Source organism: Glycomyces sp. NPDC048151, assembly GCF_043202775.1.
Taxonomy (GTDB): domain Bacteria; phylum Actinomycetota; class Actinomycetes; order Mycobacteriales; family Micromonosporaceae; genus Glycomyces.
In genome coordinates this window covers 321549-338276 of sequence record NZ_JBIDBB010000008.1, presented here as the reverse complement: position 1 = coordinate 338276, position 16728 = coordinate 321549, and the positions used below count along the sequence as shown (strand labels likewise).

Here is a 16728-nt window from a genome sequence, read left to right as displayed (position 1 = left end):
CGACGAGCTGGACGGGCGCCCGGCCGACGATCCCCGACGGGGCGAAGGTGCGGACGCCCCGCCGGGAGTCCTGTCAGCGGGAGTGGGCGAGGACGCCCTTCACCGCCGATTCGAGGGCCTCGCGCCGCCGCGGGTTCGCCGGGCGGGGCAGACCGTAGTGGTCACGCAAGCTGGTGCCGGTGTACTCGGTGCGGAACCGGCCGCGCTCCTGCAGGATCGGGACCACCTTGTCGACGAACGCCTCCAGGCCCGAGGGCATGACGGCGGGCATGATGTTGAACCCGTCCGCCGCGCCGTTGTCGGCCCAGTCGACGATCGCGTCCGCGACCTGCTCGGCGGTGCCGCTGAACGTGCGGTGCCCGCGCCCGCCGCCGAGGCGGCCGATGAGTTGGCGCACGGTGAGCCGCTCGCGCCGGGCCAGTTCCACGACGAGCGTGTACCGGCTCTTCATGCCCTCGATCTCGGACTCGTCGCGCAGGTTCCCCGGCAGCTCTGCGTCCAGCTCCAGCTCCTCGGGCGCGACCCCGAGGAGCCCGGCGAGGTTGTCGCGCGCGTACTCGGCGACGATGAGCCGGTCGAGCTCGGCCTCCAGCTCTCGCGCCTCGGCCTCGGTGTCGCCGAGGACCGGCACGATCCCCGGCAGCACCAGCACGTGGTCCGGGTCGCGCCCGAAGGCGGCGGCCCGGCGCTTCAGGTCCGCGTAGAACGCCTGCGCCTCTTCCAATGTCTGCTGCGCGGTGAACACCGCCTCGGCGTGCGCGGCCGCGAAGGCCCGGCCGCTCTCGGAGGACCCGGCCTGGACGAGCAGCGGATGCCCCTGCGGCGAGCGCGGCACGTTGAGCGCGCCCGCCACCTGGAAGTGCTCGCCCGCGTGCTCGGCCGGGTAGACCAGCCGCTGGTCGCCCCAGAGCCCGGTCTCCTTGTCGCCCAGGATCGCGGCGTCGTCCCAGGAGTCCCAGAGCCGCTTGGCGACCCGCAGGAACTCCTCGGCCCGCTCGTACCTCGCGGCGTGACTCGGCAGTGCGTCGAGGTTGAAGTTCCGGGCCGCGTCCAACGTCGCGGTGGTGACGATGTTCCACCCTGCGCGGCCGCCGGAGAGGTGGTCGACCGAGGCGAAGCGCCTGGCGAGGTTGTACGGCTCGTTGTACGTCGTCGACGCGGTCGCGATGAGCCCGATGTGCTCGGTCACGGCGGCGAGGGCCGCGAGAACGACCGTGGGCTCCAGCGATCCCGAAGGGCGCCTGCCGATGTCGCCCCACAGGGACGGCGAGTCGGCGAAGAACACCGAGTCGAGCCTGCCGCGCTCGGCGATCCGGGCGAGGTTCGCGTAGTGCCCGATCTTCGTGGAGGAGAACGGGTCCGACTCCGGGAGCCGCCAGGACGCCTCGTGGTGGCCGGTGTTCATCAGGAACGCGTTGAGGTGCAGGAGCTTGCTCACGAGGCCTCCTTGTGGTCGGCGCCCAGGCCGAGCGCGGCGAGCAGGTCGGTGCGGATCGCGGCGAAGCGCGGGTCCGAGGGGTCGCGGGTGCCTTCGAGGTCGACGCGCCGCTCAGTCCGCACGTGCCCGGAGTCCAGGACCAGCACCCGGTCGGCGAGGGCGATCGCCTCGTCCACGTCGTGGGTGACGAGCAGGACGGCGGGCTTGTGCCGCGCGTAGAGGGCCCGCAGGAGCCCGTGCATCTTGATGCGCGTCAAGGCGTCGAGGGCCCCGAAGGGCTCGTCGGCCAGGAGCAGTTGCGGTTCCCGCACGAGCGAGCGGGCCAGCGCCACGCGCTGCTGCTCGCCGCCGGAGAGCTCCCGGGGCCAGGCCCGTTCGCGTCCGGCCAGGCCCACTTCCGCCAGGGCCTCCTTGCCGCGCGCTTTCGCGTCCGCGCCTTTGAGTCCGATCGTGACGTTGCGCAGGACCCGCTGCCACGGCAGCAGCCGCGAGTCCTGGAACACGACCGAGACCTGTTCGGGCACTTCGATGTCGCCGCTGCCGCCCGCGTCCTGGTCCAGGCCCGCGAGGGCCCGCAGGAGCGTCGACTTGCCCGAGCCGGAGCGGCCCAGGAGCGCGACGAACTCGCCCGCGCCGATGTCGAGGTCGAGCCCGGCCAGGACCGGCCGGTCGTCGGTGAAGGAGCGGTGGAGGTCGCGGATGCGGACCGCCGTGGTCGCGGTCAGTCCTCCAGTGTGCGTCGCCATGACAGGACCCTCCTCTGTGCGATGCGGACGATGGCGTCGGAGCCGAGGCCGAGGAGGCCGTAGAGGACGAGGCCGACGATGATGACGTCGGTCTGCCCGTACGTCCCGGCCAGCAGCATCATGTAGCCGATGCCGCTGGTGGCGTTGACCTGCTCGACCACGACCAGCGAGAGCCACGAGGCCGTGACGGCGAAGCGCAGCCCCAGGAAGAACCCGGGCAGCGCGCCCGGCAGGACGACGCGGCCGATGAACGCGGCGGGCCCGAGGCGCAGCGTCTCGGCGAGTTCGGCGTAGCGCCCGTCGATCGAGCGCAGGCCGTTGTGGGTGTGCAGGTAGATCGGGATGAGGACGCCGAGCGCGATCGTGATGATCTTCATCCGCTCGTCGATGCCGAACCACAGGAGCAGCAGCGGCAGCAGCGCGAGGTTCGGGATGGAGCGCTTGAGCTGCACCGGGCCGTCCACGATGGCCTCGCCCCAGCGGCTGAGGCCGGAGACGACCGCGAGGACGAGCCCGGCGGCGACGCCGAACGCGAGGCCGAGCGCGAAGCGCCTGGCCGAGACGAGCAGGTCGGGGCCGAGCCGCCCGGACTCCCACAGGTCCCACGCGGTGGTCGCCACGGTCCACGGGGCGGTCAGCACGCGCGGGTCGATCCAGCCGGCCGCCGAGCCCCAGAACCAGACGCCCAGGAGCAGGAGCGGGCCGATGAGGTACCCGAACGGGATGGCTTTGCCGGGGCCGAGGCGGCGTTTCCCTCGCGGCCGCGAGGCCCGCCCGCCCGCCGAGTCGTCATGCGGCAGTGCGGCTTCGCGGGGTTTCGCTTCGACGGCGGTCACGGCGCGCCCGCCTCTCCGTACTCTTCGACGCCTTCGGCGACGAGCGGCTCGAAGCGCCGGTCGTACAGGTCCTCGGCGTCCAGTACTTCGTTCCCGGTGCCTTCGGCCACGATCTCGATGGTCTCCTGGTGGCGTTCGATGCCCTCGGTCCAGTCGGCGGGGAAGTCCGGCTCGCCCTGCCTGTCGAACAGGTACTCGCCGTCTTCGTAGGACAGTCCTTCGTGCTCGACGAACCAGGCGTTGATCCACGCGTCCTTGTTCGCGCGGGTCCACAGCCGGGCCGCGCCCCACAGCTTCACGTACGCGGCGATGGCGGCGGCCTTGTCGGCGTCCTCCAGCACCTCGGTGGGCGCGTACAGCAGCCACGGGTCGTCGCGGATGCCGTGCGGGATCGTCGTCCCGCCGTCGGGCCCGTACTTGTTCAGGTACGACTTGACCTGCGAGTCGCCGATCGGCGCGATGTCGACCTCGCCTCCGGCGAGCGCGTTCGAGTAGGTGTCGCCGGTGCTCGGCAGCTCCACCAGCTCGACGTCGTCCTGGGCGAGCCCGGCCGCGTCGAGCACCCGCAGGATCAACGCCCCCTGCGCCTGCCCGGGGGAGTAGGCGATCCGCTTGCCCGCCAGGTCCTCCAGGGACTTCACGTCGACTCCCGGGGCGACTCCGAGGTCGTAGATCGGGTGCTCCAGCGGGTCGACCCGGTACGAGGCCGCGACGATCTTCGTCGGCAGCCCCGTCCAGTTCGTGTGGATCGGCGGGATGTCGGCGACCGAGCCGATGTCGAGGGATTTGGCGCGGAACGCCTCTGCGGTCTTGGGGCCGCCGGAGATGTTCGCCCACTCCACGGTGAACGGCAGCTCCTTCACCAGCCCGGACAGCTCGTAGGCGATCTGGTTCTGCGGGTCGCCGACGACCAGGACGGTCCCCTCGGGGACTTCGGTGGGCAGCGCGGCGTCGGCGGCGAGCACCGGGCCGCTCGGCTCCTCGGAGCAAGCGGCGAGCGCCAGCGCCGCGACGGCGGGCGCGCCGGCCACGAGGGTTCTGCGGGTCACGTTGGATGGCATGGGGATTGGCCTTTCAAGAAGTACGGGAAGCGGGGCTATTCGAGGGGAGCGGCGGCGCAGTAGCCGCCCGCGTGGTAGACCAGCGGGTCGTGGTCGCCGCCGGTCTCGGCGTCGACCACCAGGGCCAGGACCACGTGGTGGTCCCCGGCCTCGATGCGGTCGGTGACGACCGCGCGCAGGAACGACGGCGCGTCGTCCAGCACCGGCTCGCCGGTCTCCAGCCGCGACCACAGGGTCGGTCGGCCGAAGCGGTCGATGCCGCTGGTGGCGAACCGGGTCGCGATCTCGTGCTGCCCCGAGGACAGGAAGTTGACGGTGAGGCTCGAGGCGTCCCGGACCGCCGGCCAGGCCGACGAACCTGTGGCGATCGCGAACGACACGAGCGGCGGGTCGATCGACACCGACGTGAGCGAGGTGGCGGTGAACCCGGCCGGACCGGACCCGGCGTCGGCGCACACCACGGTCACCCCGGCGGGGTGGGCCCGGAACAGGGACCGGAACGCATCGGGGGCGACGCCCGCCGGGGCCGCGAGGCGCGCGCTCATGCCGCCGCCCCGATCGGCCTGCGTCCCAATGCGAGCGAGGCCTCCAGCGCCGGGGCGTGCGCCTCGACCCAGGCCCCGATGTGCTCGGGCAGTTCCGGCAGCTCGCTCTCGCGCAGCGTCAGCGACGGCACCGGCAGCCGCGCGCCGAGCTCGGCCAGCACGGGCCGCAGGTGGAGGTCGGCGAGCAGCCGGTGCTCGGCCGAGGCGGCGATGGTGACCGGCACGGCCACGACCCCTTCGAGCGCGTGCGGCGCCAGCTGGTCGAGGAAGAGCTTCAGCAGCCCCGTGTAGCTGGCCTTGTAGACGGGCGTGCCCACGATGAGCACATGGCCCGAGCGGATCTGCGAGACGGCGTGCTCGAACCCGCCGTCCGGCGGCTCGATGCCGTCCAGGTACAGCTCGGCGAGGTCGATCGAGGCGGTGCGGGGCACGGCCCGCAGGTCGGAGCCGATCGCCGCGGCGAACGCCTCGGCGGCGGTGAGGGTGCGCGAGAGGCGCTTCGGGTTGCCGACCACAGTGGTCAGCGAGATGTCGACGGTCACGTCGGAGTCCTAACGATGGGAGGCGTGGCACTTGCAGGCGTGCCGAGAACCGGGCCGGAGGGCCCGTGAAGGGATCGCAGATAAGGGAGCGCAGCCGAGGTGCTGCCCGCAGAATGGCTGCGCTCTAACGCATTCGCGGCTGACACAGGGCGCTTGCGGCGCGCATCTGGTCGATCTCGCGCCGCCGCGTGAGGACACTGGCGGACTTCATGTCCAGAACGATACCAGTACTCCTATCGAATTACTAGGAATTCTTAGATGCTGAGAACCGGTCCGCGGCCGGAGAGGCTGATCCGGTGCGGTACTCCACGTCCCGGCTGCGCGCGAACCGGTAGCCGACGCCGCGCACGGTACCCACGAGCTCGTCGAACTCCCCGAGCTTGGCGCGCAGGCGCCGCACGTGGACGTCCACGGTGCGCCCGGGGATGCCGGTGTCCGGTGTCTCCCAGACGTACTGGAGCAGCTCGGCCCGGGTGTGGACCATCCCGGGGTAGCGCGCGAGGAACGCCAGGAGCTCGAACTCCAAGCGGGTCAGCGCGACCGCCTCGCCGCGCAGGAGCACTTCGCGGCCGGGCACGTCGATGACGAGCGCGGGCCGCTCCTTCGTCTCGGGCTGGGGTGCGGCGGGGATGTCGTCGCCCGCGAACGTGACGCGGCTCTGGCCGATCCCGGCGAGCGCGGCGGTGAGGCGGCGGACGAGCCGAGGGTCGTCGGCGGGGATCTCGATGGTCACGGTGAGCGTGGGCGCGCTCGCGCGACGGTGGGTCTGCGGGCGGGTGCGGGTCTGGACGGGAGTCATGGCGGCGCCTTCTGGTTCGGTTGTGCGAGACGGAATCGGAGCGGGCGGCACCAAGGGGAGCATATCCTACCAATGCAATGGGGATCAAGTCGGCGGCGACCGAGTCGCTTGCGCGAACTGCCCCGGACCCTTAAAATCTATATATCCTATCGAATCGATAGGATAATTATCACCGCTCGGAGGTCACCCATGTCCGACGCCTCGCTCTTCGTCTCGGCTCCGCCCCTCACCGTGGACGCGGCCTTCGACCACATTGCGGCCCAGAGTTTCCGGCCCGCCCTCCCGTCCCGGATCGGGGCCGAGGTCGAATCCCTCGTGACCAGCGCGGCCGACCGGCGCCGCCGCCTCGACCCCGAATCCCTCAAGGCCCTGCTCGCCGTCCGCGACGCCCTGCCGCGCCGCACCCGCCTCAGCTTCGAGCCCGGAGGCGCCCTCGAGCTCAGCTCCCGTCCCGTCGCCTCGGCGGGGGAGTGCTTCGCCGACCTCGAGGCCGACCGCCTCCGCGCCGCCGCCGCCCTGAGCGCCGAAGGCCACGAGCTCCTCGGGCTCGGCCTCGACCCGGTCCGCCTGCCCCGCAGGGTTCTTCGCACCCCGCGCTACCAGGCCATGGAGGAGCTGTTCGACCAGGACGGCCGCGCCGGGCGCTGGATGATGTCGAACACCGCCTCCGTCCAGGTCTGTATCGACATCGGCGACGACGGCCCCGGACCCCAGGGCATCGCCGACCGCTGGGACCTCGCCCACCGGCTCGCTCCCGTCCTCATCGCCGCGTTCGCGAACTCGCCGCTGCGCCGGGGCGAGCCGAGCCTGTGGCGCTCCACCCGCCAGCACGTGTGGGCCGCGATCGACCGCACCCGCTCCCGCCCTGTCGCCCAAGGCGACCCGCGCGAGTGCTGGGCCCGGTACGCCCTCGACGCCCGCGTCATGGCCGTGCGCGGCCCCGGCCGCTGGACCGTCCCGCGCGGCCTCACCTTCCGCGACTGGATCAACGGCGACTACCACCAAGCCCCCACCCTCGACGACCTCGACTTCCACCTCTCGACCCTGTTCCCGCCCGTCCGCCCGCGCGGCGCCTACCTCGAACTGCGCATGATCGACGCCCAGCCCGGCCCCGACTGGATCGTCCCCGTCGCCCTCGTCGCCGCCCTCTTCGACGACCCGATCGCGGCCGGACGCGCCCGCGCGGCCCTCGAACCGCTCTGGCACCGGGCCGCTCCCGCCGAGCTCTACTTCCGCGCCGCCACCGCCGCCCTCCGCGACGACGCGCTCTTCCGTGCCGCCACGGCCTGCTTCGACGCCGCCCGCGCGGCCCAACCCGACCCCGCCGTCGCCGCGCTCCTCGACCGTTTCACCGACACCTACGTCGCCCGAGGCCGCACCCGCGCGGACGACCTCATCGCCACAACCGCCTGACCGCTCGCCACGAGTTCACTGTGGTGCTCAACCGAAGGCGAACACCCTGGTCAATCCCTGCTCGGATTCGTACTCTCGAGCGGCTAATATGGTGCTGACCTCCATCCCGCCGCCCTGATAAGGACGCTCGATGCCGAACCCGCCCTCCTCCCTGAACCGCCGTCTGCTGCTCGGAGGAGCACTCGGGGCCGTCGGCATCGGTGCGGGAATCGGTGGAGCGGCGCTGTACGTCCGCTTGGACGAATCCGGGTCCATCGATCCCGTTGAAGGATCCGAGCTCCCTGCGCTCGACTTCGAAGGGCTTCGGCTCCGCGCGGCCGAACTCCTCGTCGGCGGCGAGATCGACCCGGGCGATCCCGAGTACGGGCCCGCGATCGCACGGATCGAATCCGAGGCCGCCGAACTGCTGGACGCCATGGACACCGGCGCAGCCGTCTGGCCGGACCTCGCCCCCGTCTCGAAGGCCGCGAACTTCAACAACTCCTACCGCCAGCTCTACCGGATCGCGACGGCCTGGGCCACTCCCGGCACCGCTCAGCACGGCGACGACGCGGTCGCCGCAGCCGTCGCCGACGCTCTCGCAGTCCTCTACGACGGCGGCTACAACGAGCGGGTCGAACAGGTCGACAACTGGTACTGGTGGGAGATCGGCTCTCCGACCGCGCTGCTCAAGACCTGTGTGATCCTCTACGACCACATCTCCGCCGAGCGGCTGCAGCAGTACTTCGCGGCCGTCGACCGCTGGTGCCCGGACGCCGACATGCGAGTGGTGAACCCCAACATCCACGAAGTCGGGGCGAACCGCGCCGACAAGGCGGTGATCCTCGCGCTGCGGGGCATCCTCGGCGAGGACGATGAGAAGCTGCGGATCGCCCGCGACGGCCTCTCCGGCACCACCACCGACGAAGGCCGGCACAGCCTCTTCCAGTACGTCACCGAAGACGACGGCTTCTACCGCGACGGCTCGCTCATCCAGCACGACAACGTGCCCTACGCCGCCGCATACGGCACCACACTCCTTTCCTCGGCCGGACTGGCCGTGTCGCTGCTGGCCGGTTCGGCGGGCGCGGTCACCGACGAGAACCTCCCGGTCCTCTACGACTCCGTCGAGTTGAGCTTCGCGCCGTTCGTCGAGGACGGCCTGTTCATGGACTTCCTCTACGGTCGCGGCATCTCCAGGCCCCAGCAGCGCGACTTCAACAACGGCTCCGGGTTCATCACCGCTCTCACGCAGTTGGCGATAGGCGCACCGGAGGAGTACCGGGAGCGCTGGTACGCGGAGGTGAAGGGCTGGGTCGAGCGCTCGCAGGAGACCGTTCCCTACGGTGCGCAGGCCGGTATCGCGGGGATGAGCCGGGTGAAGGCGATCCTGGAGGACGACGCGATCGAACCCGCGCCGCGCCCCGAGTACAGCCGTGTCTACGCGGGGATGGACCGGGCGGTGGCCCGCCGGGCCGGCTGGTCCTGGGCGCTGTCGATGTCCTCGAACAGGGTTGCGGCCTACGAGATGGGCAACTGGGAGAACCTGCACGGCTGGTACCTCGGCGACGGCATGACCTACCTCTACCTTCCGACGGATCCGAAGCAGTTCAGCGACGAGTTCTGGCCCACCGCGAACCCCTATCGCCTGCCCGGCACCACGGTCGACACACGAGAGCGCGAGGTGATCGCCGCCGCGGAGGGCATGGTGAAGCACCTGCCGGAGAACGACGTCGCGGGCGGCGCGGCGCTCGGCGACCGGTACGCCGTCGCCGCGATGGACCTCGTCGCGGACGGCTCCAGCTTGCGCGCCAAGAAGTCCTGGTTCATCCTCGACGACGCCGTGGTCGCGCTCGGCGCCGACATCACGGCCGCCGACGGACGCGCCGTCGTCACCACCGTCGAACACCGGAACCTCGGCGCCGACGGCGCCCCGCGCCTCAGCGTCAACGGCGATGAACAGCCGAACGATCCGGACTGGTCCGCCGAGCTCGACGATGCCCGCTGGATCCACCTCGAGGGCGTCGGCGGCTACGTCTTCCCTTCGGGCGCAGCCGGACTCCGTGGTCTCAGAGAGACACGATCGGGAACGTGGAACGACATCGAGCAGGGGCCGACCACCGGAGGCGGCGACCTCGAAGTCCACTCGCGGAGGTACGCCACACTGTGGTTCGACCACGGTGTCTCGCCTGCCGCCGGAACCTACGCCTACGTGCTGCTCCCGGCCGCCGACGAAGCAGCGACCGCCACCGCCGCGGGAAGCGACCGCGTGAAGGTGCTCGCGAACACCGCCGCAGTGCAAGCGGTCGCCGACGGCGACCTGCTCGCCGCGCACTTCTGGCAGGCGGCCGAGGCCGGAGGCCTCTCCTGCGACGGCCCGGCTTCGGTCCTGGTCGAGCGCACCGAAGAGGGGGTTTCCATCGCGGTCGCCGACCCCGGTCGGTCAACCGGCGAAGTCACGATCGAACTGCCGTATTCGGCGAACGAGGTCGTCGAGGCCGACGACACCGTCGAGGTCCAGACCGGCGACCGCCCCAGGCTCACCGTCCGCACCGAAGGCTCGCTCGGCGCGACACACACCGCCCGGCTGCGCTGAATCAGCGCTTGAGGAACGCCCGGGCCTCGGGCCGCCGCAGCAGCCACACGGCCGCAACGGCTCCCGCGACGAGCAGTGCCTGCACCACGGTGTCCACGGTCTCGACCCAGGCGGGGAACGTGTCGTGGACCCGTTCGGCCACCAGCGTGTCGGCCTGGTTCGCGCCCGTCTCCGCGAAGACGCGGCCGAGGTCGAACAGGCCCGGGACCGCCAGCAGCGCCACGGCCGTGATCGCGGTCCACAGCGTGAACCCCTGCGCCGCAGGGCGGGACCGCACCGTGAGGACCGCCGCGACCAGGAACAGCGTCGCGAAGACCGCGTAGGCCGCCACCGCCGCCCAGTACGGCAGGAACCACGACAAGGGCCCGAGCTGCTCGCAGGGGAACGAGTTGTCGCTCCAGCCGCCGGGCGGCTCCAGGCTCATCACGGCCTGGCACGCCTGGTCCGAGACCTCCATGAACCGGCCGTACGTCGCGACCCTCACGACCGCCCCCGCCGCGAGCGCCCCGGTCACGGCCCACAGGATCGCGCCCGCGATGCCGAGCGCGCGCGGCCTCACCGCTGTCGCATTGCCGCCCATGACGCCTCCCGCGTGATCGATTGACCACATAGTAGGGACCCTGCGCAAGCCCGCGGGGACGGCACGTCACGGACGGAAGCGGTAGCCCATGCCCGGCTCGGTGAGGAGGTGGACCGGGCGGGCCGGGTCGGCTTCGAGCTTGCGGCGCAGCTGGGCCATGTACTGGCGCAGGTAGTTCGTCTCGCGGTCGTAGTTCGGGCCCCAGACGCGGTGGAGCAGCTCGCGCTGGCCGACGAGCTTGCCCGGGTTGCGCAGCAGCACTTCGAGCAGCTGCCACTCGGTCTTGGTGAGGCGGACCTTCTCGCCGTCGCGCACGACCTCCCGGGCCGCGAGGTCGACTGTGGCCGAACCGATCTCGGTGACCGGCGATTCGCTCGCGGCGTTGCCGCGCCTGGTCGCGGCGCGGACACGGGCGAGGAGTTCGCCGATGTCGAAGGGCTTCGTCACGTAGTCGTCGGCGCCCGCGTCGAGCGCGGCGATCTTCTCGGCGCTGGCGGCGCGGCCCGAGAGCACCAGGATCGGCGCGCTCGTCCACCCGCGCAGGCCCGCGATCACCTCGGTGCCGTCCATGTCGGGCAGCCCGAGGTCGAGCACGACGAGGTCGGGGACGACGGCGGCGGCCGCGCGCAGCGCCTGCGCCCCGTCAGGCGCGGTCGTCACCTCGTACCCGTGCGCGCTCAGGTTGATGCGCAGCGCCCTCGCGATCTGCGGTTCGTCGTCCACGACCAGGATCTTGATCACTCCGTGCCCTTCTCGTTCACTTGCGGCAGTGCCAGCACCATCGTCAGTCCGCCGCCCGGGGTCGCCTCGGCGACGAGCGAGCCGCCCATCGCCTCGGCGAGGCCGCGCGAGAGCGCGAGGCCGAGTCCGACGCCGCTCGTGTTGTCCCTGTCGCCGAGCCGCTGGAACGGTGTGAACATGAGCTCGCGGCTCTCGTCGGGGACGCCCGGCCCGCGGTCGACCACGCGCAGCTCGACGTTGCCGCCGTGCTCGCCCGCGATCACGAGCGGCGGCACGCCGTTCGGGCTGAACCGCAGCGCGTTCGCGACGACGTTGACGAGGATGCGCTGCAGCAGACCGGGGTCGGCCTGCACTTCAGGAAGGTCCGGGGCCACGTCGAGCCCGACGGCCGCCGCGGCGTCGCCGATCTCGTCGAGCGCCCATGGCACCGCGTCGTCCAAGGCCACCGGCACCGGGTTCGCGCCGAGCACCCCGGCCTGGAGCCGCGACATGTCGAGGAGGTTGTCCACGAGGCTCGTCAGCCGCGCGAGCGAGGTCTCGGCGGCCTCCAGCAGCTCGTCGCGCTCCTCGGGCGTGAACAGGTCGCCGGTGGACCGCAGGCTCGACACCGCCACCCGCGCGGACGCCAGCGGCGTGCGCAGGTCGTGCGAGACGGCCGCGAGCAGGGCCGTGCGCAGCTTGTCCGTGTCGGTGAGCCGCTGCACCGCTTCGGCCTGGCGCTCAAGGCGTTCGCGCTCCAGCGCGGCCGCGGCGTGCATCGCGAACGCCTGCGCGATCCGCCGGTCGCCCGCCTCGAGGATGTGCCCGCGCAGCGCCAGCGCCAGGTCGTCGTTGATCGGCAGGTCGTTCTCGGCCGCGCCGGGACTCGCGCACCCCTCGCCCGCGCACGCGACCACGCGCCACAGCTTCGCGTCCTGCCGCTCGGCCGGGCCCGCGCCCGGCTCGATCCGCTCCAGCAGCGTCGCCGATTCGAGCGCGAACGTCTCCCGCAGCCGCTCGAGCAGGTCTTCGACCCGGTTGCCGCCGCGCAGCACCGTGCCCGCGAGCGTCGCGAGGGTCTGCGCCTCTGCGCTGGCGCGCGCGGCGAGCCGGGCCCGCGCCGCCGAGAGGTTCACGACGCTCGCGCCGCCGAGCGCGAGGGCGATGAAGATCCCCAGGGAGATCAGCTGCTCCTGGTCGTGGACCTTGAACGTGTTGTAGGGCGTGGTGAAGAAGTAGTTGAGCAGGAGGCTGCCCGAGAGCGCGCCGAGCAGCGCGGGCCACATGCCGCCGGTGAGCGTCAGGCCCATGACCGCAGTCAGGACGATGAGCATCATCGTCGTGAGCGACAGCTCCTCGTGGAGCGGCAGCAGCGAGAAGCACAGGGCCGGGATGCCGACCAGCGCGAGCGCGATGCCGAGCCGCCTGCGGCCGCCGCCGATGACGCCGCGCCCGGCCCGCGCGCGCTTGACGGTGGCGACCTGCTCGTGGCTGACAAGGTGGACGTCGATCTTCCCCGAGTTCGCCGTGGTCGTGACGCCGACGCCCCGGGAGAGCATCTGCGCGAACCGGCCGCGCCGGGAGGCCCCGAGCACGAGCTGCGTGGCGTTGACGCCTCGCGCGAACTCCAAGAGCGCGTTGGGGATCGCGTGCCCCACCACCTGGTGGTAGGAGCCGCCGAGGTCTTCGACGAGGTTCCGCTGCCGGGCGAGGTTCCGCGCCGACCGGGCGCTGGTCAGGCCGTCGCCGGACGCGACGTACACGGCCTTGAGGTCGGCCCCGCCCGAGCGCGCGGCGATGCGCGCGGCCCGCCGGATGAGCGTGTCGCCCTCGTCGCCGCCCGACAGGGCGACGACGACGCGTTCCTTCGACTCCCAGGTCGCGGTGATGTGCTGGTCCTCGCGGTACTGCTCCAGCTGGTCCTCGACCTTGTCGGCCAGCCACAGCAGCGCGATCTCGCGCAGCGCGGTCAGGTTCCCGACGCGGAAGTAGTTCGCGAGCGCGGGCCCCACCTTCTCCGGCGGGTAGACGTTCCCGTGGACCATGCGCCGCCGCAGCGCCTCGGGGGTGATGTCGGCGAGTTCGACCTGGTCGGCGCGGCGGACCACGGCGTCGGGGACGGTCTGCTCCTGGTGCACCCCGGTGATCTGGGCGACGACGTCGTTGAGCGACGCGAGGTCCTGGACGTTCACCGTGGAGATGACGTCGATCCCGGCGTCGAGCAGTTCGTCGATGTCCTGCCAGCGTTCGGCGTTGCGCGAGCCGGGGGCGTTGGCGTGGGCGAGCTCGTCGACGATCGCGACCGCCGGGGACCGGGCGAGGACGGCGTCCACGTCGAGTTCGGCGACCCCGCCCTGGGTCCGGCGGGGGACGGTCTCGAGGCCGTCGAGGAGCGCGGCGGTCTGGCGTCGGCCGTGGGTCTCGACGAGGCCGACGACGACGTCGGTGCCGCGCTCGCGGCGCCTGCGGGCCTCTTCGAGCGCGGCGAAGGTCTTGCCGACCCCCGGGGCCGCGCCGAGGTAGATCCGCAGTTGTCCACGTGACACGGACCCATCATTCCCCGCGCCGGGGAAGTCGGCCATCAAGAATGCGTCAAAGGTGGTCAAGTTCGCGGCGCGGCGGTCGTCTCGCGTTCGACCAGGCGCACGCCGAGCGTGGTCGCGGCCTCGGGCCGGTCGTCTCCGGCGAGGCAGCCCATGATGAGCCTGACGGCTTCGGCGGCCTTCCCGGGCAGGTCCTGGGCGACGGTGGTGAGCTTCGGGGTGACGTACGCGGCGATGTCGGCGTCGTCGAAGCCGGTGACCGAGACGTCGCCGGGGACGGAGCGGCCTTCGGCGCGGAGGCCTTCGACGACGCCGATGGCGAGGAGGTCGGCGGTGGTGACGACGGCCGTGACGTCGGGCCGCTCGCGGGCGAGCCTTCTCCCGTACGCGGCGCCTTCCTCGCGGGTGATCTCGACGGCCGAGACGAGGCCGGGGTCGTACTCGATGCCGTGTTCGGCCAGGACGTGCCGGTAGCCCTCGAAGCGCTGGCGGACGACGCCGGTGGGGGAGAACGCGGGCCCGGCGAAGGCGATGCGCCGGTGCCCCTGCCGCACGAGGTGCTCGGTGGCGAGGGCGGCGCCGCCGAAGTCGTCGGAGCGGACGCCGAGCGCGAGCGGGTTCTCGGAGTAGCAGTCCATGGCGACGAGCGCGACGCCGCCCACGGTGCGCGCGGTGAGGCGGTCGACCTCGGCGTCCTGGAACCCGAGGAGGACCGCGCCGTCGAGGTGCCAGGAGCGCAGGGCCTCGGTGATCTCGGCGCGGTGGGCGATGCCGCGGAGCATGAGGTGGTAGTCGAGGCGGCGCAGCTCGCGTTCGAGCATGCCGATGACCTCGACGGTGTGGGGGCTGATGGTCAGGCTGGCCTTGTCCTCGGCGGGCACGAGGAGGCCGACGAGGCGGGAGGACTTGGCGGCGAGGCTGCGGGCGGAGGCGCTGGGCACGTAGCCGCGCTCCTCGACGATGCGCATGATGCGCTCGCGGGTGGCCGCCGAGACGCGGGCCTGCTTGCCGTTGACCACGTTGGACACGGTCATGAGGCTGACGCCCGCTTCGGCGGCGATGTCCTTCAGCGTGACGGCCAAGGGTGCTCCTCCAGGATCGGCAATCGTTCTCGCGGCGGGAGCCGGGCTCCCGCCGTTGACAAGTGTTCCACCCGGGTCTAAGCTACCGAGCTAGGTATAGCGCTAAACCTATCATGTGCAGGGCTTACACCCTCCCTGTGGCATGCCTCGGGCCGCGCTCGAACAAGGAACGGAGCCGCATTGCACCCGGCCAGCCCCAACACCTCCGCCCCCGACTGGTGGCGGAACGCCGTGATCTACCAGGTCTACCCGCGCAGCTTCGCGGACGCCGACGGCGACGGCACCGGCGACCTCGCCGGCGTCCGCGACCGCCTCCCCTACCTCGCCGACCTCGGCGTCGACGCCCTCTGGTTCACCCCCTGGTACCGCTCGCCGCAGGCCGACGGCGGCTACGACGTCGCCGACTACCGCGAGATCGACCCCGCCTACGGCACCCTCGCCGACGCCGAGGAGCTCATCGCCGCCGCCCTCGGACTCGGCATCCGCACCGTCGTCGACATCGTCCCCAACCACGTCTCCTCACAGCACGCCTGGTTCCAGGAGGCCCTGGCCGCACCCCCCGGCCACCCCGCCCGCGACCGCTTCTGGTTCCACGACGGCCGCGGCCCCGGAGGCGCCGAGCGGCCCACCGACTGGACCTCCAGCTTCGGCGGCGACACCTGGACCCGCACCACCGGCCCCGACGGGAAACCAGGCCAGTGGTACCTCCACCTCTTCGCCCCCGAACAGCCCGACCTCAACTGGGCCCACCCCGACGTCGCCGCCGAACACGAAGCGGTGCTCCGCTTCTGGTACGACCGCGGCGCGGCGGGCATCCGCATCGACTCCGCCTCCATGCTCGCCAAGGACCCCGCCCTCCCCGAAGTCCCCGAGCACCCCGCACCCGGCGCCCACCCCCACTTCGACCGCGACGAGGTCCACGACGTCTACCGCCGCTGGCGCAAGACCGCCGACTCCTACGCCGAACCGAGGATCCTCATCGGCGAGGTCTGGCTCGAGGACACCGACCGGTTCGTGCGCTACCTCCGCGACGACGAGATGCACATGGCCTTCAACTTCGACTTCATGTCTCGCCCCTGGGACGCGGAAGCGCTGGCCGAGTCGATCCGGTCGACCCTCGCGGCCCACGCCGCGGTCGCCGCACCGCCCACCTGGGTCCTGTCCAACCACGACGTGACCCGCCCGGTCACCCGCTACGGCCGCGAGGACTCCGCGTTCGCGTTCAGCGCCAAGCGCTTCGGCACCCCCACCGACCTCGCGCTCGGCGCCCGCCGCGCCCGCGCCGCCGCACTGCTCACCGCCGCGCTCCCCGGCGTCCTCTACGTCTACCAGGGCGACGAGCTCGGACTGCCCGAAGTGGAGGACCTGCCGCTCGCGTCCCTCCAGGACCCCATGCACTTCCGCTCCGGCGGCACCGACCCCGGCCGCGACGGCTGCCGCGTCCCCCTGCCCTGGAACGCGACCGGCCCCGCCTACGGCTTCAACACCACCGGCGCCCGGACCTGGCTGCCCCAGCCCGACGGCTGGGGCGACTACGCCGCCGACGCCCAGCGGGACGACCCCGACTCGTTCCTCAACCTCTACCGCCAGGCGATCCGACTGCGCCGCAGCGAACCCGCACTGCGGGGCGACGCCTTCGCCTGGACCGCCGCCACCCCCGGCGTGCTCGCCTTCCGGCGCGGCGACGACCTCGCCTGCGTCGTCAACCTCGGCGACGCACCCGCCGAACTGCCCGACCACACGGCGGTCCTCCTCGCCAGCGCGCCGCTCACCGGCGGCCGCCTGCCACAGGACACCGCCGTGTGGCTGCGCACCAATCCCTCAACGCCTGAATAAGAACCGATTAGG

The 16728-nt window shown here is 72.1% G+C and carries 14 protein-coding genes; 3 read left to right on the top strand and 11 right to left on the bottom strand.

Going from position 1 to position 16728, the window contains the following annotated elements; all coding sequences use genetic code 11:
- Positions 1-73 precede the first annotated feature (73 nt).
- The 7 genes from ACGGCP_RS21140 to ACGGCP_RS21110 form a co-directional block, all read right to left on the bottom strand.
- A complete protein-coding gene (locus ACGGCP_RS21140) occupies positions 74-1438 on the bottom strand; it encodes an LLM class flavin-dependent oxidoreductase (RefSeq protein WP_392968627.1) in 1365 nt (454 codons plus the stop codon).
- Positions 1435-2184, bottom strand: a complete 750-nt coding sequence (locus ACGGCP_RS21135) for an ABC transporter ATP-binding protein (RefSeq protein ID WP_392968625.1) — start codon at positions 2182-2184, stop codon at positions 1435-1437. Before ACGGCP_RS21135 ends, ACGGCP_RS21140 begins: the two co-directional genes overlap by 4 nt.
- Positions 2160-2984, bottom strand: a complete 825-nt coding sequence (locus ACGGCP_RS21130) for an ABC transporter permease (RefSeq protein ID WP_392968714.1) — start codon at positions 2982-2984, stop codon at positions 2160-2162. Before ACGGCP_RS21130 ends, ACGGCP_RS21135 begins: the two co-directional genes overlap by 25 nt.
- Positions 2985-3016: 32 nt before the next feature.
- Positions 3017-4069 carry an ABC transporter substrate-binding protein gene (locus ACGGCP_RS21125; protein WP_392968623.1) on the bottom strand — a complete coding sequence of 351 codons (1053 nt, stop codon included), beginning with the start codon at positions 4067-4069 and terminating at the stop codon, positions 3017-3019.
- 47 nt (positions 4070-4116) lie between these two features.
- Positions 4117-4626 (bottom strand): flavin reductase family protein, encoded by a 510-nt coding sequence (locus tag ACGGCP_RS21120; protein WP_392968621.1) that lies wholly within the window; start codon positions 4624-4626, stop codon positions 4117-4119.
- The gene (locus ACGGCP_RS21115) at positions 4623-5168 is read right to left on the bottom strand and encodes an NADPH-dependent FMN reductase (RefSeq protein ID WP_392968619.1); all 546 of its coding nucleotides are present in this window, start codon (positions 5166-5168) and stop codon (positions 4623-4625) included. The genes ACGGCP_RS21120 and ACGGCP_RS21115 overlap by 4 nt, the downstream gene beginning before the upstream one ends.
- A 244-nt stretch (positions 5169-5412) precedes the next feature.
- Positions 5413-5967: a winged helix-turn-helix domain-containing protein gene (locus tag ACGGCP_RS21110; protein WP_392968617.1), complete on the bottom strand. Its 555-nt coding sequence runs from the start codon at positions 5965-5967 to the stop codon at positions 5413-5415.
- Positions 5968-6156: 189 nt separating this feature from the next.
- Here ACGGCP_RS21110 and ACGGCP_RS21105 point away from each other — a divergent pair, with 189 nt between their 5' ends.
- Both ACGGCP_RS21105 and ACGGCP_RS21100 read left to right on the top strand, forming a co-directional pair.
- Positions 6157-7380 (top strand): glutamate-cysteine ligase family protein, encoded by a 1224-nt coding sequence (locus ACGGCP_RS21105; protein WP_392968615.1) that lies wholly within the window; start codon positions 6157-6159, stop codon positions 7378-7380.
- A gap of 130 nt (positions 7381-7510) precedes the next feature.
- A complete protein-coding gene (locus ACGGCP_RS21100; protein ID WP_392968613.1) occupies positions 7511-9955 on the top strand; it encodes a polysaccharide lyase 8 family protein in 2445 nt (814 codons plus the stop codon).
- Position 9956: 1 nt separating this feature from the next.
- Here the strand turns inward: ACGGCP_RS21100 and ACGGCP_RS21095 are convergent, their stop codons facing one another.
- From ACGGCP_RS21095 to ACGGCP_RS21080, 4 genes are read right to left on the bottom strand one after another with little or no spacing between them, the layout of a single operon-like run.
- Positions 9957-10565 (bottom strand): hypothetical protein, encoded by a 609-nt coding sequence (locus tag ACGGCP_RS21095; RefSeq protein WP_392968611.1) that lies wholly within the window; start codon positions 10563-10565, stop codon positions 9957-9959.
- 36 nt (positions 10566-10601) lie between these two features.
- The gene (locus ACGGCP_RS21090) at positions 10602-11276 is read right to left on the bottom strand and encodes a response regulator (protein ID WP_392968609.1); all 675 of its coding nucleotides are present in this window, start codon (positions 11274-11276) and stop codon (positions 10602-10604) included.
- Positions 11273-13801, bottom strand: coding sequence for an ATP-binding protein (locus tag ACGGCP_RS21085; protein ID WP_392968607.1), 2529 nt, complete (start codon positions 13799-13801; stop codon positions 11273-11275). The genes ACGGCP_RS21090 and ACGGCP_RS21085 overlap by 4 nt, the downstream gene beginning before the upstream one ends.
- Positions 13802-13857: 56 nt before the next feature.
- The gene (locus ACGGCP_RS21080) at positions 13858-14880 is read right to left on the bottom strand and encodes a LacI family DNA-binding transcriptional regulator (protein WP_392968605.1); all 1023 of its coding nucleotides are present in this window, start codon (positions 14878-14880) and stop codon (positions 13858-13860) included.
- Positions 14881-15060: 180 nt separating this feature from the next.
- Between ACGGCP_RS21080 and ACGGCP_RS21075 the strand changes: the two genes are divergently transcribed.
- The gene (locus ACGGCP_RS21075; protein ID WP_392968603.1) at positions 15061-16716 is read left to right on the top strand and encodes a glycoside hydrolase family 13 protein; all 1656 of its coding nucleotides are present in this window, start codon (positions 15061-15063) and stop codon (positions 16714-16716) included.
- Positions 16717-16728: the final 12 nt, after the last annotated feature.

What these genes read in the sequence shown, in the direction of transcription:
- ACGGCP_RS21095 (WP_392968611.1), bottom strand. Translation starts at nt 10,565, where the DNA reads ATGTGGTCAATCGATCACGCGGGAGGCGTCATGGGCGGCAATGCGACA.
- ACGGCP_RS21100 (WP_392968613.1), top strand. Translation starts at nt 7,511, where the DNA reads ATGCCGAACCCGCCCTCCTCCCTGAACCGCCGTCTGCTGCTCGGAGGA.
- ACGGCP_RS21120 (WP_392968621.1), bottom strand. Translation starts at nt 4,626, where the DNA reads ATGAGCGCGCGCCTCGCGGCCCCGGCGGGCGTCGCCCCCGATGCGTTC.
- ACGGCP_RS21135 (WP_392968625.1), bottom strand. Translation starts at nt 2,184, where the DNA reads ATGGCGACGCACACTGGAGGACTGACCGCGACCACGGCGGTCCGCATC.
- ACGGCP_RS21110 (WP_392968617.1), bottom strand. Translation starts at nt 5,967, where the DNA reads ATGACTCCCGTCCAGACCCGCACCCGCCCGCAGACCCACCGTCGCGCG.
- ACGGCP_RS21105 (WP_392968615.1), top strand. Translation starts at nt 6,157, where the DNA reads ATGTCCGACGCCTCGCTCTTCGTCTCGGCTCCGCCCCTCACCGTGGAC.